The 20,492-nt window shown below is 45.1% G+C and carries 13 protein-coding genes and 1 riboswitch; of the genes, 2 read left to right on the forward strand and 11 right to left on the reverse strand.

Features of this window, described 5'->3' with window-relative positions:
* The first annotated feature begins 110 nt into the window (after window positions 1-110).
* Together DW938_RS03365 and DW938_RS03370 are read left to right on the forward strand one after the other, a co-directional pair.
* Entirely contained in the window at window positions 111-1,346 is a 1,236-nt protein-coding gene (locus DW938_RS03365; protein ID WP_118123889.1) for an RtcB family protein, read from the forward strand.
* Between the two features lie 12 nt (window positions 1,347-1,358).
* Window positions 1,359-1,811, forward strand: a complete 453-nt coding sequence (locus DW938_RS03370) for a DIP1984 family protein (RefSeq protein WP_118123890.1) — start codon at window positions 1,359-1,361, stop codon at window positions 1,809-1,811.
* 364 nt (window positions 1,812-2,175) lie between these two features.
* Here the strand turns inward: DW938_RS03370 and DW938_RS03375 are convergent, their stop codons facing one another.
* The 11 genes from DW938_RS03375 to DW938_RS03425 all read right to left on the reverse strand — a co-directional run bounded on the left by DW938_RS03375 (window position 2,176) and on the right by DW938_RS03425 (window position 20,396).
* Window positions 2,176-3,375 (reverse strand): cation:proton antiporter, encoded by a 1,200-nt coding sequence (locus DW938_RS03375; RefSeq protein WP_117905653.1) that lies wholly within the window; start codon window positions 3,373-3,375, stop codon window positions 2,176-2,178.
* A 43-nt stretch (window positions 3,376-3,418) separates the two neighbouring features.
* Window positions 3,419-3,490, reverse strand: a riboswitch (Fluoride riboswitch).
* A 46-nt stretch (window positions 3,491-3,536) separates the two neighbouring features.
* A complete protein-coding gene (locus tag DW938_RS03380; RefSeq protein WP_118123891.1) occupies window positions 3,537-5,717 on the reverse strand; it encodes an ABC transporter ATP-binding protein in 2,181 nt (726 codons plus the stop codon).
* Window positions 5,718-5,751: 34 nt separating this feature from the next.
* A complete protein-coding gene (locus tag DW938_RS03385; protein WP_181984358.1) occupies window positions 5,752-6,294 on the reverse strand; it encodes a DUF1854 domain-containing protein in 543 nt (180 codons plus the stop codon).
* A gap of 16 nt (window positions 6,295-6,310) precedes the next feature.
* On the reverse strand, window positions 6,311-8,581 hold the full coding sequence (locus DW938_RS03390; protein WP_118123893.1) for an ABC transporter ATP-binding protein: 2,271 nt from the start codon (window positions 8,579-8,581) through the stop codon (window positions 6,311-6,313).
* A 375-nt stretch (window positions 8,582-8,956) separates the two neighbouring features.
* Window positions 8,957-10,453: a sodium-dependent transporter gene (locus tag DW938_RS03395; protein ID WP_118123894.1), complete on the reverse strand. Its 1,497-nt coding sequence runs from the start codon at window positions 10,451-10,453 to the stop codon at window positions 8,957-8,959.
* A gap of 274 nt (window positions 10,454-10,727) precedes the next feature.
* Complete coding sequence (locus DW938_RS03400; RefSeq protein ID WP_118123895.1) at window positions 10,728-11,681, reverse strand: carbohydrate kinase; 954 nt, start codon at window positions 11,679-11,681, stop codon at window positions 10,728-10,730.
* Between the two features lie 14 nt (window positions 11,682-11,695).
* On the reverse strand, window positions 11,696-13,066 hold the full coding sequence (locus DW938_RS03405) for a glycoside hydrolase family 32 protein (RefSeq protein WP_118123896.1): 1,371 nt from the start codon (window positions 13,064-13,066) through the stop codon (window positions 11,696-11,698).
* A 55-nt stretch (window positions 13,067-13,121) separates the two neighbouring features.
* Complete coding sequence (locus DW938_RS03410) at window positions 13,122-15,059, reverse strand: PTS beta-glucoside transporter subunit IIBCA (protein WP_118123897.1); 1,938 nt, start codon at window positions 15,057-15,059, stop codon at window positions 13,122-13,124.
* Window positions 15,060-15,239: 180 nt separating this feature from the next.
* Window positions 15,240-16,226 (reverse strand): LacI family DNA-binding transcriptional regulator, encoded by a 987-nt coding sequence (locus DW938_RS03415; RefSeq protein ID WP_118123898.1) that lies wholly within the window; start codon window positions 16,224-16,226, stop codon window positions 15,240-15,242.
* 140 nt (window positions 16,227-16,366) lie between these two features.
* The gene (locus DW938_RS03420; RefSeq protein WP_118123899.1) at window positions 16,367-17,719 is read right to left on the reverse strand and encodes an MATE family efflux transporter; all 1,353 of its coding nucleotides are present in this window, start codon (window positions 17,717-17,719) and stop codon (window positions 16,367-16,369) included.
* On the reverse strand, window positions 17,712-20,396 hold the full coding sequence (locus DW938_RS03425) for a glycosyl hydrolase family 59 (RefSeq protein WP_118123900.1): 2,685 nt from the start codon (window positions 20,394-20,396) through the stop codon (window positions 17,712-17,714). The genes DW938_RS03420 and DW938_RS03425 overlap by 8 nt, the downstream gene beginning before the upstream one ends.
* Window positions 20,397-20,492: the final 96 nt, after the last annotated feature.

The following is a 20,492-nucleotide window of genomic DNA, read 5'->3' on the forward strand; positions in this document are numbered from 1 at the left end:
ATCTATACTCCCATTGCAATACATAACAAAACCTCGCACCTTTTTTTATATGATTATTTTGTATCTATCTGCTATAATACATACAACAGCAAAAGCAGGAGGTATACAAAATGTTTGAATATTATGATAAAGATAAAATGCTAGTACCGATCAAGATATGGACAGAGTCTATAGACGATATCGAGGAAAGCTGTCTTGAGCAGGCGATAAACCTTGCAAATCTTCCATTTGCCCATGACCATATCGCATTGATGCCTGATACTCATACAGGAAAGGGAATGCCTATAGGCGGTGTGATAGCCTGCAAAAATACGGTGATCCCAAATGCAGTTGGCGTTGACATCGGCTGTGGAATGGCGTTCGTGCAGACAGATATCCCTGTGAACATTCTTCATGACACTGTAACAGGGAGCGGCGAGCTTATAAAGGTGATAGTAGGAAATATACTCCGTACTATCCCTGTGGGTTTTAGTCATTATGGCAAGCCACAGACTTCTGCCGTGCTTGATAAGGCGCAAAGCGAGATAGAAAGATACGATGCTGACAGCGAATTGCTGAAATTTATCGAGCAGGGATATTATTCCGTTGGCTCGCTTGGCGGCGGAAACCATTTTATCGAGATACAGGAAGACGAAAACGGCATGGCTTGTATAATGCTCCATTCGGGAAGTCGAATGTTCGGCAACATGATAGGGCAGTATTTCAACAAGATAGCCCATGAGATTAATGACAAGTATTTTTCAACTGTTCCCTCAGAGTATAATTTGCCGTTTCTCCCTGTGGATACAGACGAGGGTCAGAGATATCTCAACTGGATGAAGCTTGCAATGGACTTTGCTTTTGAAAACAGAGAGGTAATGCTTGAAAAGGTAAAGCATATTTTTACAGAGCAGGTTGAGAAGTATACGGGTATCACACCGAACTATAGTGACGAGATAAACTGTCACCATAACTATGCCGCACTGGAAAATCACTACGGTGAGAATGTGTGGGTACACCGCAAAGGCGCTATCCATGCGGCAGAGGGCGAAGTCGCTATAATCCCAGGATCTATGGGCTCAAACAGCTATATAGTCAAGGGCATGGGCAAGGCTGAAAGCTTTTTGACTTCTTCTCATGGTGCAGGCAGAAACTATTCACGCACAGGCGCAAAGGAGAAATTCTCCGTTGAGTCTGTTATGGTAGACCTGAGGCAAAGAAACGTGGTGCTTGGAAAGACCAGTAAGAAAGACGTGGCCGAGGAGTGCCGCTTTGCTTACAAGGATATAGATGTTGTTATGAAAAATCAAAGTGACCTGACCACGCCTATAAAGAAGCTTTTCACAGTGGGCGTTGTCAAAGGATAGGAGGTAATTTATATGAAACTTGCAACTGCATTGGCTGAGCGTTCTGATATCCAGAACAGAATAAACACGATCTCAGTCAGACTTGACAATAACGCAAAGGTGCAGGAGGGCGATGTTCCTGCGGAAGACCCAAAGGCTCTTATGGAGGAACTTGACAGGCTGATAGTCCGTCTTGAAGATCTGGTGGCACGGATAAATCTTACCAACAGCGGAACAGTATACGAGGGCAAGACTATCACAGAGCTTCTTGCACACAGAGATTGTCTGAAAAAGAAGGTAAGGGTATTGCGGGATTTTCTGAATACCGCAAGCAGTCGTGTCACAAGAATGACAAGAACAGAGATAAAAATAGTCAGCACTGTTCCTGTGTCAGAGATACAGAAAACGGTTGACGGTCTTTCAAAGGAACTGAGAAATGTGGACGAGAAAATTCAGGAGCTGAACTGGACAACAGAACTGGTGTGATGAAATGGGTGGGATATCTACAGGGTGGATGTATCTCTATCAGCAGAGAATGTGCTGATTATGGACAGAAACTTCGGGCAGGTTTCAGAGGTTCAAGTCCTCATTTGACAACGCATTGCCAGCAACGTAACATGCGTATCGTAACAAATTCTTATTACCACCTTGCATCAACTGTAGATAGGGTAGGGATATGAAAATCGGCATGACCTTGATTTGGTCGTGCCGATTTTTTTATGCAATGTAATCAGAATTTTTCGTGAAATGTGCAAATGCTCAAATTATTCCCTCATAAAATGTGTGAAATCAAAAATTATTCACTCATAAAATGTGCAGAGAGTGCCACGATCGCCTATTTTACGTCCTTTTACTCCTCATGTGCAAGAAGCCTTTTATAGCTGCGGTCAATGCCTATTGCACCAAGGGGTGCTGTGATAAGGATCGCAAGCACAGCCACAGAAAGCACTATCTTTCCGCAGGGAAGACCAAGTGACATCGGCACTGAGCCGATAGCCGCCTGAACTGTCGCCTTTGGCATATATGCCGTTACACAGAAAAGCTTTTCTTTAAGGGTCAGCTTCGTGCCGAGAAGACATATCCATACGCCCACGGCTCTGAAAATAAGCGCTCCGAAAATAAGAAGCACAGCCGCCGCACCTGCCGTAAGGGTGTAGCGTATATCCACTGCCGCACCAACAAGGACAAAAAGCACAGCCTCAGCGGCTATCCAAAGCTTGCCAAACTTTTCTGAAAGCCTTGCAGACACGCTTTTGTCAGCCTTTATTTTTATCACGCAAGCCATTGCCACAACTGCAAGAAGTCCTGATACAGCCACATAAGGCTTCAAAAATGTTTCCACTGACATGAGCAGGAACGCCAAGCCCAAGATAGCGATGACCTTTGTGCTGTTTCTTATTTTGTTACCTTTGCGGTAGGATATCTCAAAAATATAGAAAAGCACAAACCCTGACAGCGAGCCGAGAAGCACTCCAAGAATTATCGACACAGGGATATTAAGAAAATCCGTCGCCTTTGCAGAGCCGCCCTGCGCCATTGTTACGAATGTGGAGAACAGCACGATAACGAAAATATCATCGCATGAAGCTCCCGCAAGTATCATTTGCGGTATGCTTTTTTCAGTGCCGTATTTTTCTTCCATAAGCTTCACCATTCTCGGCACTACCACCGCAGGGGATACTGCACCAAGCACCGCACCCATAACAGCGGCTTCCGTGTGGTTTATCCCAAGAAGCAGCGGAGCAAGGATAAAATATCCCAGTATCTCAAAGCTTGCAGGCAGAAATGACATCATGACCGCAGGTCTGCCCACCTTTTTCAGGTCGGACAAATTGAGTGACAGCCCTGCTTTGATAAGGATAATGATAAGGGCTATCTGCCGAAGCTCTGAGGATATGCCAAGTATCTTAGGATCCAGCAGATCGAGAACGTAAGTGCCTGTGAGAATGCCCGTTGCAAGCATACCGATTATCCTCGGCAGACCGATAGCCTGAAAAATGGCGGCGGCTGACAGCCCCACAAGAAAGATCACAGCCAGTGAAAATAACATAATTATACCTCCCAAAAATCAAAAAAAGCTGACAACTCCTGCGTAAAAAACAGAAGTCATCAGCTTAATAAGCGGTTTAGGTTTCCCAGGGGAGAACATCATTCCCCAATATGAGATTTTACTATTGTATTTTACCACATTGCCGTGATAATGTCAAGTGCTTAACAGGTCTGCGGTTGGACTTTTTTCATTTTTGTGGTCTGGCGCTGAGCCATAACAAGCTTGTAGTATACGCCTTTTTTCTGCATAAGTTCAGCGTGAGTGCCAAACTCTGCAAGTTTGCCCTTGTCAAGGACGATAAGCCTGTCGGCGTTGCTGAGGGTGGAAAGTCTGTGAGCAATGGCAATTGTCGTCCTGCCCTTTGTGAGCTTGCCCAAAGCGTCTTGTATCTGCTTCTCCGTCTGAGTGTCAAGAGAAGCCGTCGCCTCGTCAAGTATTATTATCTTAGGGTCATGGAGTATCGCTCTTGCGATGGCAATTCTCTGACGTTCGCCGCCCGAAAGCTGATAGCCCTTGTTGCCCACTCGGGTGTTGTAGCCGTCAGGGAGCTTTGTGATAAAGTCATGTGCATTCGCAATTTTCGCTGCTCTTATTACTTCCTCAAAGGTAGCGTCAGGCTTTGCATATGCTATATTTTCAAGTACGTTTCCGTCAAAAAGGAAAGTTTCCTGCAACACCACGCCCACCTGTGAACGCAGGCTGTGCTGTGCAATATCCTTTATGTTCACACCATCAATGCGTATCTCTCCCTGCGTGCAGTCATAAAGTCTGAGAATAAGATTTATCATTGTGGATTTTCCCACGCCTGAGTGTCCCACAATGCCTATCATTTCGCCTTTGTTTATCTTGCAGGTTATGTCTTTCAGCACAGGATTGTATACCTTGTAGCCGAAATAAACGCCGTCAAATTCGATATCGCCTTGAATGTCAAGGTCAATAGGGTCATCACAATCACGAACGTCAGTGTCCTCGTCAAGTATTTCAAAGACCTTGCCTGCGGAAACTGAGGTGTCCGCAAGATTTCTCGGTATCTGTATGAGCCAGCGTATAGGCTCGTAAAGCATTGCAACGTAGGTGGTGAACTGTATAAGCTGACCTAATGTCATGGTGTGGTCGAGAATCATGTTTCCGCCGAAATACAGTACGAAGAAGTTACCAATGGTGAGGATAAATTCTGAGGCAGGAATGGTGAGATACCACATCATTTCCGCACGAACACAGCTTTTCGCCCAGCGTTCGGAACATTCTGTGTAGCGCTGTATCTCTCTTACCTCGTTGCCGTAAGATTTTACAACTCTTATGCCGTTTAAGATATCATGCAAAGTTTCTCCATGAGAAACGCCGTTTTTCCATACCTTTGTGTAGCGTATCGCCATGGCGTCAAAAAGCTTTTGCACTATTATGAAAACTATCGGCACAGGCAAAACTGTCATAAGCGCAAGCCGCCAGTCCATGATAAAAAGCAGTATGCCTATTATCACAAGGGAAAGTATTTTTACTATGGCGTCCTTGCCGTTTGCAGTGATGAAGTCCTCAAGCTTTGCGGCGTCGCTTGAAACACGGTTGATAAGCTCGCCTGCTGTTCGCTTTGATATGGAGTTCATGGAAAGCTGCTGTGACTTTTCAAATATCTCCTGCCTAAGGTCACGACCCAGATTGAGCGCCACCTTGAAGCTGTTTTTCATGTTGAAAAACTCAAACACTCCTGCCAAAAGCAGCAGGGTGACGATAGTGATGATAACGCCTGCAAGGCCTGCCCAATGGGTGTTTTTCGGGGTAACATACTTGTCGATTATAACTCTGTCAAGATATGGCGCAAGCACCCATATAAGCTCGGAAAGTATCGTGCATATAACTGCGATCGCAAAATATTTCTTGTATGGCGCAATGCGTTTTATCAGCTTGACCATTGTCTTGCCCTTGCCTGTGCAGTAGATACATTCCTTTGCGCCTTCCAGCGGCAGACCGCATTTGGGGCAGACAGGCTCTTCCGTGTCGGTTATCTCCATAAGCTCGCCTGTACGCAAACAGTGGTCAAGAAGCTTCATAAGCTCGGCGTATCTGAGAAACTGATCCTGCGAAAAACCGCAGAAGCAGATAGTTTCACCGCTTTTCAGCGTTCCCTGAGCCATTGAAGTGCCTATCTGCTGTTTGCACTCAAACTCGGAGAAATCGTTTATGCTGTATTCAAGTGTTATCTCACTGCCGTTGTAGACATATATCTTTTCTTTTGTCACGCAGAAATGTCCGTTCATTTTGTCGCCCTCACGGGTGAAGTTCGCAGGCAGGGAGTAAACAATGTCTGCCGGGGCATTCTTCGGCAGGGAAGTTTTTAGATCCATTTTTCACACTCCTTTCAGTGTGGTCTGACACCTTTTAGGTGTACATTTCAAGCACCTGACGGCTTTTTCTGTCAAGCTTGTGAATGTCAGGACAGAAATATTTGTTGCCGTCTGCGTCGTTGACGTAGAGATAATCATAGCCTATCATTCTGAAATTCTGATACCAGTCACGGATACAGATAGTTTTCTGTCCCGAAGTTGTGTCAGCCTTTACAAAGATCGCACCACGCATATTGTCCTTTATGCTGTAGACCTTTGTTATCTCAGGCATATAGTATTTGTATTCAAGATAGCTGTCAAGAAGCTTGTATTGCTCATCGTCAAGCTCCGCCATATCTTTTATAACGCCTATCTCACGGAACTCTTTTTCGGAATTTTCGTATGAAAGGCTTATGTAGGTGGTCTTTGAGTAAAATGGTATGAGCCTTGTGGGGTTTACCTTGTGATAAGTCCTGCCCTCATAATCAAGGGTAAGAAAGCCGCTTTCTTCCTTTGCAAGGCGTATCCTTTTGCAGTCAAGCAAGGTCAGCTTATCGACCTCGTAGACCTCCTGCTCAGCGGTAATATTTTCAGCCATTATGTTCATCTCCTTACTATTCGTTTATGAACTGCAATGCTTCCGATTGCAGCTTGTAAAGCTCAAAGTATTTGCCTTTTTCTTTTATGAGCTTGTCATGCGTACCCATTTCTTTAAGCTCACCATTTTCGATAACGCAGAGCATATCAGCGTCACGGAGCGTTGAAAGGCGGTGTGCGATAGAAATAATCGTCCTGCCCTGTTTCAGATTGTCGATAGCGGCTTGTATCTTTCGCTCTGTCCTTGTGTCCATGGAAGCGGTCGCCTCGTCAAGGATAAGTATGTTAGGCTTCTGAATGATAGCCCTTGCGATAGATATTCTCTGCTTTTCACCGCCTGACAAGGATATTCCGCCCTCGCCGACCTTAGTGTTATAGCCCTCAGGGAGCTTTGTTATAAACTCATGTGCGTTTGCGGACTTTGCCGCTTCGATAACTTCTTCCATGGTGGCGTCAGGGTTTGCATAGCGGATATTGTCAGCTATCGACCCTATGAAAAGAAAAGTTTCCTGAGAAACTATGCCTATGTTACGGCGAAGATCGTCAAAAGCTATCTTCCTGATAGGCACACCGTCAATGGTTATCTCACCGCCTGTTACGTCATAAAGCCTTGCCATAAGGTTTATGATAGTGGATTTTCCTGCGCCTGTTTTACCAACGATTCCAAACATATGCCCAGCCTGAACCTTGAAAGAAACGTTTTTTATGATAGGGTGTCCTGCTTCATATTCAAAGGATACATTTTTAAGCTCGATATCGCCCCTCATGTTTTCCATGTGAACAGGGTGTTCGTCCTCTTTTACAGTAGGCAGAGCGTCCATTATCTCAAACATTCTTGATGCGGCGTCCATACATTTTGCCCAGCGGTCGCCTATCCATGTGAAAAAGTTGATAGGATCCATCGCCATTTCGGTATAGGAAATAAGTGCTGAAAGTGCGCCGAATAGTATGTGACCTTTTATAACAAGCACTGCGCCAAGGCAGAAAACAAGCTTGTTCACTATCCTATAGAACGTCCATATAACAGGGATAGTGTTTGCTATCCGTGAGTTTATCCTTGAGTTTATCAAAAATGCGTCAGTGTTTTTTACCCTATAGCGTTCTATCTCTCTGTCCTCACGGGCGAAAGCCTTTACCACACGCTGACCGTTCATAACGTCAGACAGCACTGAGTTTGCAGAACGCATTGCAACGTCATATTTACGGTAAAGCTTGCGCTGGCTTTTGTAAAACTGGTGCTGAACTATCTCTATCACCGAGATAGTGAGGATTATGCCAAGTGACAGAAGGGGCGAAATTGTGAGCATTATTACTGCAATACCCACTATTTTTACTACGTTTGTAAGTCCATATGGTACTATATCCGTGAAAAACCAGTAGATGTTCTGACTATCTCTGTCGACCCTGGACATAAGTGAGCCTGTCTGTTTGCTTGTGAAAAAGTCAAGGGAAAGCCGCTGCATTGATGAGAATATCTTAACACGCAGTCTGTGAGTAACAACAGGCACGACCTTTGAGGTTATAATGCCTGAAATGATACGCATTATCATTCCTGCAATGTTTATGCCCACGATGAGCATTACTATCATGAGTATCCTGCCATAGTATTTTCCGTTTTCCGCAAGCACATCATCATAGAGCATCTGAGAGCCGAATATCGGTGAAAGCACTGCAAAAACGTTGCTTAAAACTATGGTGAGCAGTATGAGAAATACCGCACCCTTAAATTCACCGAACATAGAAAGCAGGCGTTTGAACACCGAGCGTCTGTCTACACATCTCGGACAGACAGGGCGGTTAGGGTCAGGATAAGGCTCACCGCAGGTAGGGCAGTGGGTCTTTACTCCTTCCAGCAGGCGGTCGTCGATAGGCTCGTTCTTGACTGTGCAGTTCACACGCTGGCTGAATTTCTCAAATTTGTCAGCAAAGCCAAGTGAGAACCTCGCTATAGGGAACTCCTTGCCGGACTTGTCCTTTATCATAAGTCTTGCGGAATTTGCATAGCGGTCAACAAACATTTCTTCAATGCTGTCTATGGGGTATTCATCATAGCCTGATACTGTGAAGCTTACGAGATTTTTTCTCTTCTGCCCACGCTTCATTTTTCCGTATTCTTCATAGCCACGGAGTATGCAAAGGGTGTCTTTTGTGAAAGTTATGTATACGTCCACATATCCGCCCTCACCGTCAAGGTCAGCTTTTACGCAGTAAAGCAGCTCGTCAGTCATAACTCCACGCTTTAGCAGTTCGTTTTCTGCAAGCTGTGGCAAAACGTCAAAAAACTTCATGTATTCCCTCCTTTTCGGGATAAATTTCATATTCTTCCGATATAATCCTGTAAATTCGCATAATGTAACTGCCTATAACAGGTCAAAAAAAGACCCCTGATACCTGATATCAGAGGTCGCAATAGATCTGCAGTATAATATCCAGAAAGCTGATAAAAATCTCATTAGCTTTTGGGAATAAGGGCAGGTAAAATGACATCTGAAAGGTATATTGAATTTACATTATTTGCAAGACTTATATTCTCGTTAGTCTTTAGAAGATCAAAAAGAATATTTCTCATTTCACCCACCACCTTTCAGTTTATTCTTATAGCGTTTATCATTATACGAATTTTTGTGAAACATCACGCAAGGTTTATTATATAACCAAACTTTCTATTTGTCAATAGGATTTTCCAAATTTTTTTTGCTTTTTGAGAAAGCTGCCCAGAATATCAGCACAAGAAGTATCACCGCAAAGCACATCCAGCCTATAAGGACCGGCAGACTTCTGTTTGAAAATGTGTCATAGTAGCCTTTAAGATAGATGAAGCATATAAGTGCAGGCACAACGTAGGTCATGTAGCTGCGAAGTCCGTCAGGGATATGCTTTCCCTTGCCTGTGTTGGTTTCCTTGATGAAGTTCTCCCAGCCCCAGCCGTTTTTGCGAACGCAGAACAGCACTCCCACAAGAGAGCCAAGTGGAAGAAGATTCGATGATACCAAGAAGTCTTCAAGGTCCATGATAGTCGAACCTGCGCCCATTGGCTGGATATTTTTCAGCAGGTTAAATCCAAACACAGCAGGCATTGTAAGCACAAGTATCATCACAAGGTTTACAATAAGGGATTTTTTTCTGCTCCAATCCCACAGTTCTACTGACATTGTGATAATGTTCTCAAACACTGCGATAACGGTGGAAAGAGCCGCAAATGACATGAAGATGAAGAAGAATATTCCCCACAAACGGCTTGAAGCCATATGGTGGAAAACGTTAGGCAGAGTAATGAAAAGCAGTGACGGACCTGAGTCAGGCTCGATGCCGTATGCAAAGCAGGCAGGGATTATGATAAGTCCCGCAACGACAGCCACGGCAGTGTCAAGAACGATAACGTTCACAGACTCGCCTACAAGAGTGCGGTCCTTTTTCAAATAGCTTCCGAATATCTCCATTGTGCCTATGCCTATGCTAAGGGTGAAAAATGCCTGAGTCATTGCGGCAAAAAGCACTGATGTGAAGCCTTTTTCCTTAAAGACGTCAAAGTCCGGCACAAGAAAGAATTTAAGCCCCTCAGAAGCGCCTTTCAGCCTGATAGAGTTCACCGCCAGCACCACCATGAGCGCCATAAGCAGTATCATCATAAATTTCGTTACCTTTTCAATGCCGTTTTGCAATCCCAGTGCGCAAACACCGATACAAAGTATGATAACGATAGCCGAGAATATGAGCATAAGCCACGGGGAAGCCTGCATATCCTTAAAAGCCTCAGCCGTTGCCGCTGTGCTTGAAGCGTCCAACGAGCCAGTGGCGTATTTAAAAGCATAGTATAACATCCAGCCTGTGACCATGGTGTAAAACATCATGAGCAGATAGTTTCCTGCAATGCTCGTGTATTTTGTGCAGTGATATCGACTACCGGGCTTTTCAAGTCGGTTGAAAGCCTGAGAAAGACTTCGGTTGCTTCCTCTGCCTATGGCAAATTCGCATATGAGTATTGGCAGTCCCAACAGCACAAGGCAGATAAGGTATAGGAACAGAAAAGCTCCGCCGCCGTTTTGTCCGCAAATGTATGGAAATTTCCACACGTTGCCAAGACCAATGGCACACCCTGCGGACACAAGTATAAATCCCAATCGTGATTGAAAGGTTGCTCTGTTTTTATTTTCGTTCATAATAATTCTCCTGTAAAAATAGTCATACAATCTCTATTATATAGTATATCTTATCTTTTGTCAAATTTTCACAAAGTATCATGTTACTATGCTAAAACGTGTTAAAATGAGCCTTTCAAAAAACGCAAAAGCGGGACGTCGAGGACGCCGTCCCCTACATATACTGCAAAATGTTTTGTGAAAATTTGCCGAAAACAAAAACCCTCCCAAAAGGGGAAGGCTTTGTCATAAGGAAATTGATTATAGGAAGGATAACTATTATACAAATTTATATTTATACAAAATCTATTTTTCTGTAGGAGTCTATAGCACCCTGATGTTTAACGCTTTCACCGCAGAATTTATTTGAAAACGCTATACAGCGTTCTAGCTGTGCATTGTCAAGGTCACAAAGACCTTCGGCGGTCACACTGAGAGCTTTCAGTGCATATAGGAACGAGCCTATAAATCCGTCTCCTGCGCCTGTTGTGTCAACTGCTTTCACCTTTTCACTCTCTGCAAATGCCTGCGCGTTCTTTGTGAAAGCATATGCTCCCTCTGAGCCGCAGGTGTATATCACAAGCTTCACATTGCCTGTGAAAAGCTTTGGCAGAGCGGATTTGATGTCGTTTTCACCTGTGATGAATCCAAGCTCTTCGTCTGATATTTTCACAATGTCAGCCATTGGTATAAACTCATTCACGGTATCATGCAGAGCTTTCTTGTCGTTCCAGAGAGGAAAGCGCAGATTAGGGTCAAAGCTTATCATTGCGCCTTTTTGACGTGCATAGGCGATAGCCTTTTTGTGTGCGTCTTTCATCGGAAAATCTCCAAGGGAGACACTGCAAAAATGCAGTGCGTATGCGTCCTCAAACCATTCTTCTTTTACCTGCTCCGCTGAAAAAAGCATATCTGCGGAGGGCTTTCTGTAGAATGAGAACGTCCTGTTGCCGTCATTTTCAAGGCTCACAAAAGCCAAAGCTGTGTTCGCCTTGTCGGTGAAGCTCACAAGGGAAGTGTCGATTCCAGCCCTTGCAAGGTCGCCTGCTATCTTTCTTCCGAATGGGTCATCACCAAGCTGAGTGATAAATTTCGAGCTTCCGCCAAGGGTAGTGAACGCTCCGCAGACGTTTGCAGGCGCTCCGCCGCTTTTAGGGCTGAAAGCCGTTACTTCTTCAAAGGCACAGCCTGTCTGTGCAGGAATAAAGTCTATCAGTGCCTCGCCAATGGCAAAAAGTGTGTTTCCCATTGCAGTTCCTCCTCTCAGATGTCCCAGACCTGTGCCTCAAAGCCGTTTACTTTAAGCTTTACGCTGTCATTATCGGGATATATTCTTGTTGACATTACAGTTTCGCCTTCATTGATATAGACTTCGATGCTTGACATATCCGCGATAACTCTTATATTTCTCACGCTGTCTATCTCTGCGTTTCTTGTTGTTCTGCCACAGCCGTATTTTTCGTCAGTAAATTTCATTGTAAAGAGCTTTTTCTCTTTATCAAAGCTAAGTTCAAGCTTGTCGTCAAGAGATATGCTGAAGCTGTCAGCAGGCTCACCGTCAAGTTCAAATGGCAGAGGATATTCTGTAGTTTGACCGCTGCTCTGACGGCGTGCGTTGCTTTTAAGCCCGTCAAATTCAGCTATAGGCTGCTGTCTGAGCTTGCCGTTGGGTGCAATAGTTACAACTCTCGGTATGGTAAGGCAGTGCTGCCAGCCAAGCTCAGTTGTGGCATTGCCGTAGACCTTGTTATCCATGCCAAGCCAACCTATGAGTATCCTCCTGCCCTGAGGGTCAAGAAATGTCTGCGGTGCATAGAAGTCAAAGCCCATGTCCCATTCGGTGAAATCGCCTAGAACGCTGTCCTCAAGCTTGCCATGAACAGGGAAGTAGCCCGACTGGTTAAGGTTCTGCCACTTTGTTTCATAGTGAGGCATACCCTGCGGGCAGGTGCTTAAAAAGCCATTGCCGTCTATCTCGAAATAGTCAGGGCATTCCCACATATAGCCGTAGCCCTCTTTGTATACCTTGCCGTTGTATTTCCAGTTTATAAGATCATCAGATTCGTATACAAGCACACAGCCCTCATCATCAAGCGTTCTTGCGCCAAGCACCATTTTCCATAGGTCGCCTTCTTTCCACACCTTTGGATCTCTCACATGGCATGAGCAGAAATCAGGGTAGTCGCTGTTTCTGAGAAGTACCTGCTTTTCACTCATTTTGCTTCCGTCTGTGGTGGTGACGTGGATAACGTTCGCACCTCTGCCTGCTTTGACATAATCATAATCGCCTATCATCTTCACATTACCTGTGTAGAAAATATGCAGAACGCCGTCGTTTTCAATGGCGCTTCCTGAGTAGACGCCATGGCTGTCCTCAGGAATGTCAGGCATCATAACTGCTCTGTCATAAGTCATGTGCATAAGGTCGCTGCCGTGATAATGTCCCCAGCCTCTCGGTGTGTGACCGTCAGCGGCTATTGGGCTGTACTGAAAATAAACATGATATTCGCCCTTGTAAAAGCTCAGACCATTCGGGTCATTGAGCCAGCCGTCAGGCGGTTCGATATGAAATCTCTGACGCCATTTTGCGTTCTTTATTCTTTCTCTGTTTTCCAGTTTTTCTTTGTTATCCATTTATATCCTCTCCTTTTGGCTCATTGACTATGATTATTGACGGTTTGTCTGTACTTTATGCGTTTACCTTTATTAGCCTATCTCCTATAGTCACTTCTGTGCCTTCTTCTGCAAGCTCCTCAACGGAGGCAAATTCGTCTGAATTGCCCACAAGAACAGGTGTGATAGTCTGATAGCCCTTGCTCTTTATAAAGTCCATATCGAAAGTGATAAGCGTCTGTCCCTTTGTTACTCTGTCGCCCTCAGAAACGTAAGCCTTGAAGCCCTCGCCTTTAAGCTCAACAGTGTTTATGCCAACGTGGATAAGAAGTTCCTTGCCGTTGTCAAGGGTCAGACCAACTGCATGGAAAGTGTCAAAAAGCGTTTCGACCTTGCCGTCGCCGGGTGCAACGACCTTGCCCTCAGTAGGTTCTATTGCCGCACCAAGACCAAGTATGCCCTGCGCAAAGGTCTGGTCAGGAACGTTTTCAAGCTTTACAGCCTTGCCGCTAAGCGGAGCTGTGATAATGCCGTCATCTGCTACGTCTGCATTTTCAGCCTTTGTTTCCATAGCCTGTGCAGGCTGTTCAGCCTTTTCTGTCTTGTTTTCGGAAGTCTTGTTCTCGTTTCTTATCTGCTCGTTGTTCGTGCCGAAAAGCCAAGTAAGAGTGAATGCAACGCCCATTGCTACAGCCATTGAGATTATATACTTCACTGGGTGGTTGAGTGTAAGAAGTATTGCAAATATTCCTGTTACACCTGTTGCAGTTGCGCCAAGGTGGAGGATAGAAGCGACCATTGCTCCGCAAGCGCCGCCGATAGAACCGAATATGAAAGGCTTTACAAATCTAAGGTTTACACCGAATATTGCAGGCTCTGTGATGCCAAGCATACAAGACAGTGCAGATGGATAAGCCATTGATCTGATCTTATTGTTCTTGCTTCTTACTGCCACTGCAAGGCAGGCAGCTCCCTGAGCCATGTTTGCGGCAGATGCCAGAGGCAGCCAATAGGTCGCACCGTATTTAGCAAGCTGACCAATGTCGATAACAGTGTACATATGGTGTATACCGCCAACAACTGTTGTTGAATAGAAACCGCCCATTATGAACGAGCCAATGCCGAATGGGATAGTGATAAGCTTCTGAACGCCTGTGATAATGCCATTTTCAAGGGCAACGAATACAGGACCGATAAAGGTGTAAACGAGGAAAGCTGTTACTGTAAGGCTCACAAGAGGTGTAACGAAAAGGTCGATAATGTCAGGCACTTTCTTGTGAAGCTTTTTCTCGATGTTCGCAAGAATGAATGAAGCGATTATGATAGGTATTACATGACCCTGATAACCTACCATGTGAACGTTGAACAGACCAAATATGGAGAACGTCTGCTCATATCCGTTTGTGGAAACTGTCCAAGCGTTTTGCAGGTCAGGGTGGATAAGGAACATTCCTATTACCGCACCAAGATAAGGGTTGCCGCCGAACACCTTAGTTGCAGAATAGCCAATAAGTATCGGCAGAAATGTGAACGCTGCATTTGAAAGCAGTTTGAATATTGTGAAAACATATCCATTGGTGTCAAGGGAGATAAAGCCGTTTGAAGCCATGAAATTCAAGGCTTCCATTATTCCCATGATAAGACCGCCTGCAACGATAGCAGGGATTATAGGTACAAATACGTCGCCGAGAGTTTTGATAAGCCTTTTGAACCAGTTCTGCTTCTGGGCCACCTGAGCCTTGACTTCGTCCTTTGAAGAGGCTTCCACGCCTGCCTCAGCGATAAATTCGTCATAGACCTTGTTTACCGTTCCGGTGCCTATGATGATCTGAAGCTGTCCTGAAGCTTCAAAAACGCCCTTTACAACATCAATGTTCTCCAGAGTATCCTTTTGTATCTTTGAGTTGTCTGCGATTATAAGTCTTAATCTTGTGGCACAGTGTGCGGCACTGACCAGATTTTCCTTTCCGCCTATAGCAGAAAGTATCTCACGAGCTGAACTTCTGTGATCCATAATATCCCGTCCTTTGCTTGCTTTTTTATTATTTTGTCCGAACTATGTTATTTTATCAGTTTCATTATTTATGTGATACCGATTTCATTAACTATATTATAACCCATGACAGTGCATTTGTCTATTGACAAATAATATAAACTTACAAGGCGGTATTACAAGGTTTCACACAGTTTCACATTATTTCTCTGTAGACTCACGCTCTTCCAGCTCAAAACCGAGCGTCAGTGTCCTTGGTATAGAGCTTTCTCGTTTAAGTGAATTGAGCAGCATTTGTGCCGCTTCTATGCCTGCGGTGCGATAATGAAAATGCACAGAGGTCAGGGGAGTGGACGTGACATTACAAAGCTGAGAGTCGCCAATACCTGCTATCATTATATCCTCTGGTACTTTCAATCCCTGTTCACGGCAGGCAAGGAGTGCGCCTGCGGCAAGATTGTCGGTGGCACAGAAAATGTGGTCGTACCTTCTGCCGCTTCTCAGTAATGTCAAAGCCTTTTTGTAGCCTGAGTCCATTTTAAATTCAGCCGTCTGCATATCAGACTTTTCAATGTTGATGCCGTTATCAGAAAGGGCGTGGATAAACCCGTCTTTTCTTGCCTGACCTGCCGCCTTGTCCTGCTCGGTAACACCGATAAAAGCGGGCTTTTTGCAGCCTTTGTCAAGCATAAGCTTCTCTGCGGTATAGGCGGCTTTGTAATCGTCATGACAAACGCAGTTTGCACCCTTGTATTCCTGTCCCACAATTACCACCGGCACACGCATTTTTTTCAGCACAGCGTCATGTAGCGGAGTGAAAACAGAAGCCAAAAAGATAACTCCGTCAACACGATTGCTTCGGAAAAGCTCCAGATATTCCACTTCTTTCTTTGGGTCGTTGGCAGAGTTCACAAGCAAAAGCTGATAGCCCTGCTCACTGAGTACCTGACTTATTCCCTCCACCTCTCTTGCACAGCTCTCGCTTGAAAGCTTCGGTATAATAACTCCCACAAGCTTTGTCACCCTTGTTCTCACGTTCTGCGCCTGAACGCTCGGGGCATAGCCTGTGGCTTCTATGGCGGCTTCAATAAGCCTGCGCTTTTCTTCACTCACATAGCCGTCGTTAAAATATCTGCTCACAGCAGATTTTGATACGCCTGCGGCTTTTGCAAATTCGGTAATGTTCATTGCTCGTCACTCCTTTTATTTTATTATACCACAGCACTATGAAAAATCAATATGGTTTCATATGAATATTTCATATATAATGTGAAACTGTTTCAACAAAAAAAACTGCCGCACCCAATCGGTACAGCAGTTATGAAAATCTATTTCACTATGGCATGAAGCCTCCATTTTCCACCCTTGTATCTTATAAGGCTCACCATAGCGGTCACAAACCATGTTGCGGCGGTGGTGTACCATATGCCCCAATAGCCTATGAAAGCTATCCTTGTAAGGATAAGTGAAAGACCTATCCTGCATATTACCTCTGCCATGCCGTTTACAAGGGCATAGTTTGTATCGCCTGCGCCGTTCAAAAAGCCCCTTGTGGTGTGGATAATACCCAGCGACCAGTAGAAAAGTGAGGTTATGATAAGCGCTTTTGCCGATATGCTTATAACAGTCTTGCCCTTGACAAACCAAGATGTTATCGCTCCACCGAACAGTGTGAACAGCACAAGCACCACCGCCGAGAATATCACTGATATCTTTATTGCACAAGCAAGACCTTTCTGCGCACGTTTTTCTTTTCCTGCACCGATATTCTGTCCTGTGAATGTTGAAACAGCCGCATTAAGTGAAGAAAACGGCTGTTGAACGAACTGCTCGATACGCATTGAAACTGTGTATGCCGCCATGACCGTTTCGCCAAAGCCGTTTGTCACACGCTGGAGAGCCACCATTGATACCGAGATAAGCCCATTTTGTATGGCGATAGGCACGCCTGTTTTCACACAGCGGCTCATCATGTCCTTGTCGGTGTGCAGATCATCTGCGGTGAGCTTTATCTCTCCGCTCACTGCAAAGCAGTACACAATACAAGAAATGGCAGAAAGTGCCTGCGTAAGCACTGTAGCCCATGCCGCACCTGCTATTCCGAATTTGAATACCACCACAAAAAGCAGGTCAAGGAGGGCGTTCAGCAAACTTGCTGCACCTAAGAATATCAGCGGTGTTTTTGAGTCGCCCAAAGCCCTCATTATGGCGTTTATCCAGTTGTATGCTGCCACCGCTATCGTTCCGCCGCAGGCTATCTGCATATAAGCCGCAGAGTCGCCTATAAGTCGGTCGGGGACGTTTAAAAGCTCCAGTATAGGTTTTGCGGCAGGAACGGATAAAAGGCTTATTACAATGCCGAATATAGCCGTGACAAGCGCTGAGTTGAATACTGCCGACCGCAGGGCTTTTTTCTTGCCTGCACCGAAATACTGTGCGACAATTATTCCTGCACCCACCGACAGCCCTATGCAAAGGGTGTAAAAAAGATAAGTGATAGAGCCTGTAGCACCAACAGCGGCAAGGGCGTCATCGCCCAGATAACGCCCCATCACCATAGTGTCCACTATATTGTATGTCTGCTGCAAAAGATTTCCTGCAAGTAAGGGCAGTGAAAACATTATTATGTGTCGCATTTCACTGCCTTGTGTCATGTCTGTTGTTCTGCTTATTTTAGTCATTATTTTCCTTACGCTTCTTTCTCGCTATGCCGTATATCACTGCACCAACTGCCGCAGCAGCGCAAACGCCTGCCCCAACAGCTATAGGAAGCTTGCTTTTGCCTGACTTAGTGCTTTCAGACTTCGCAGGCTTTTTCTTCTCGAATGGTATCTTTCCGCCTGTTACCTGCATAGCGTCAATTGTATATTTACCTGATTTTATGGTTACCTTTGCGGTGTGAGCGCCCTCAGACAAGCCTTCAAAATGGCATGATATCTCACGCTGACCTGTCCTTGAAACTGTCACGAGCTGTTCATCACCTCCGTCTATTGATACCCCGAGTATAGCGTTTTCTCTTGTTTCACCTGAAAGCGCAAAGCCTGTTCCCTCAAAGCTTACTGTGAAGGAGTCGCATTCTGTGCCTTTAGATGAGGTGCGTTTGTAATTTTTGAAACTGCTCATAAGGTGGTGTTCCCAGTTGCCCTCAAAAGTGAAGCAAGAGTCTGTTTCGTCAAAGCGAGTTACATATGTGTCAATGCCCTCCACAGGTTCAGCAGAGAAGTTGTCAAAGCTGTTTTTGTTGTATGAGCTGAAAAGTGCCGCTCTGCCTGCGCCGATAAGAGATTTCCCCTCGTTCACAGTGTATTCAGTCACCATGTTTCCGTCAACATATCCACGGATAACGTTGTTTACAGCCTCGACTTTCAGATTGTGAGAAGTCGTGCCGTCAAAGCCGTCTATGCTTCCACTGCTAAGAGTGCCGTCATTTGCTTTAAGCTCCCAGCTTCCGTTCTCATAAAGCTTTATCCAATAGCCACTGTATGAATTGCAGCCAAGCGTGTATCTCAGACCAACGCCCACATAGTTTGATTCTGCGTCCTGCGAAGTCGCAAAAGCAGCGTCAACGTTCACAGAGTAGTTATACCACCTGTCGTCACCGAATGTAGTCACAGGTTCGGGGGTGTAGCCCCACTCGTTGGCTTTCATGTCAGCCGTTATCTGCTGAACTAGCATATTGCCCTTGTCGGTCTTTTCCACCTCGAAAGCACCGCCCTGATCTGTTGTGTATCTTGGCGCATTGCCCCTTGATGAAAGATAATTCTCAGGATAGCCTGCATACTCAAAATCGTCCGAATATGGAAGCTTCAAAACAGTGCGTTCGCTCTCGTCAGCGTTTTTGTATTCTGTGCGCTCAGGTGTAACAGTAGAAATTGTCACAATAGAATTTGGTTTCACTGTCACAGAGTATGTATAAGCTCCGCCGTTCTCTGTAGGGGTTATATCCTCAGTTTTCTTGAAATAATTCTCGTCATAGCTGCCGTCAATGCTGTCAGGACCTCTTGTTTCCCATACGCTCACGTTGCTTGACGCCTTGTCAAGTCCTGATACCTTGAGGTCATACTGTATAGGCTCGCTTGTAGTGTTTGTGATAACGGTGCTGTAATCGCCTGTTTCTGTGTCTGTGGCGGTCATATAGCTGTAAACTGCGTCGACGATAGCGTGGCCGTCACCGCCTTTTTTGCCGTCGCTGAAGCAGCCGCTGTCAACGAACGCCCAACCCTTTTGTATGAACTGTGAGAAATGCAGTGACATATAAAAACCGCTGTCAAGCATATAATAACCGCTCCAAGGGTCGCAGGCTGAGATAAGCTGTTTCTGACAGTAGCAAGCGCCGTCATAGTATGCCGATACAACAGGCTGATACTCATAAAGTGTCATTTTGCCGTTTGGATACATTCCGATTATTCTGTTTGCAATATCAAGGGTGCCGTTTATGCCTGCCAGACCTGAGCCGTCATATCTGTATGTGCCCTGAGCATATGCCATTGGCGAGCTTGCTTCGCTGAACCAAAGCTCTTTGTTTTTTTCATATGCAAGCTTCTGTGCGTTCTCGGTGGACTCGCTTGTGTAATGGCTTCCCACCACGTCAACAACGTTCATAAGTTCGCTGTCCTCATACATTCTGTCAGCAAAGCCCCATGTGCAGACCTCTTCTCCACCGACTATCTTTATCTTTGAGTAGTCATAAGGGGTGCCTTTTTCACTTTTGAGATGTGAGGAAAGATATTTCACCCATTCAAGGTCAGCTCCACGCTCATTCTGCACAGCACTTACATAGTCAAATTCAAGTCCATATGTTTCATAAGCGGAGTCAAGTGTGTTTTTATACCATTTGTATCTTGCAGCATAAACGTCGGAAGCGTCAGATACCCACTTTGGTTCACTCCACCAAAGCATATCCAAGGTGATGTCAGGATTTATCTTCTTTGCGTCAGCGGCAAGCTGGTATGCCGCACCTCTTGTTACGTCAGCCTTTTCGTCCTCTGTTCTCATTACAGACGGTTCTGTGCCTGATGATGAGTTTATATCCGCACCCATTTCCAACTTAAGGTGAGTAATGCCGATGCCCTCTTTGCCAAACATATATTCCATTATCTGCTCATATACATCAGGGTGTTCAGCCTTGTAATCCAACAGAAGCCTTGATGAGTTGTTTGCGCTCACCATGCCTGCCCCTCTGTAGCGCATATTTTCTTTGAGCTGAGCCGTAGTTCCGTCAATAACTATCTCTCTTGTATTATTTGTATTGCTATCGTTCACCGTTGTTCCCTCCGCACTGCAATTGTAAGCGCCTGCGCCAGATATCATCATGACCAATGCTGACACCATTGACGCGCTCCTTTTTAGTATCGTCATAAGTTATCCTCCTTGCATAAAGCATGGCTTCTTGTTTTCTTATGACAATTATAAGCTTAAAGGAGGGTATGGTCAATCTGAAATATTTTGCATATT

It is taken from the genome of Ruminococcus sp. AM43-6 (assembly GCF_003461785.1).
GTDB lineage: Bacteria > Bacillota > Clostridia > Oscillospirales > Ruminococcaceae > Hominimerdicola > Hominimerdicola aceti.

Excerpts from the sequence above, each read along its gene's own strand:
- DW938_RS03365 (WP_118123889.1), top strand. The coding sequence starts at position 111 with ATGTTTGAATATTATGATAAAGATAAAATGCTAGTACCGATCAAGATA.
- DW938_RS03370 (WP_118123890.1), top strand. The coding sequence starts at position 1,359 with ATGAAACTTGCAACTGCATTGGCTGAGCGTTCTGATATCCAGAACAGA.
- DW938_RS03375 (WP_117905653.1), bottom strand. The coding sequence starts at position 3,375 with ATGTTATTTTCACTGGCTGTGATCTTTCTTGTGGGGCTGTCAGCCGCC.
- DW938_RS03380 (WP_118123891.1), bottom strand. The coding sequence starts at position 5,717 with ATGGATCTAAAAACTTCCCTGCCGAAGAATGCCCCGGCAGACATTGTT.
- DW938_RS03385 (WP_181984358.1), bottom strand. The coding sequence starts at position 6,294 with ATGGCTGAAAATATTACCGCTGAGCAGGAGGTCTACGAGGTCGATAAG.
- DW938_RS03390 (WP_118123893.1), bottom strand. The coding sequence starts at position 8,581 with ATGAAGTTTTTTGACGTTTTGCCACAGCTTGCAGAAAACGAACTGCTA.
- DW938_RS03395 (WP_118123894.1), bottom strand. The coding sequence starts at position 10,453 with ATGAACGAAAATAAAAACAGAGCAACCTTTCAATCACGATTGGGATTT.
- DW938_RS03400 (WP_118123895.1), bottom strand. The coding sequence starts at position 11,681 with ATGGGAAACACACTTTTTGCCATTGGCGAGGCACTGATAGACTTTATT.
- DW938_RS03405 (WP_118123896.1), bottom strand. The coding sequence starts at position 13,066 with ATGGATAACAAAGAAAAACTGGAAAACAGAGAAAGAATAAAGAACGCA.
- DW938_RS03410 (WP_118123897.1), bottom strand. The coding sequence starts at position 15,059 with ATGGATCACAGAAGTTCAGCTCGTGAGATACTTTCTGCTATAGGCGGA.
- DW938_RS03415 (WP_118123898.1), bottom strand. The coding sequence starts at position 16,226 with ATGAACATTACCGAATTTGCAAAAGCCGCAGGCGTATCAAAATCTGCT.
- DW938_RS03420 (WP_118123899.1), bottom strand. The coding sequence starts at position 17,719 with ATGACTAAAATAAGCAGAACAACAGACATGACACAAGGCAGTGAAATG.
- DW938_RS03425 (WP_118123900.1), bottom strand. The coding sequence starts at position 20,396 with ATGACGATACTAAAAAGGAGCGCGTCAATGGTGTCAGCATTGGTCATG.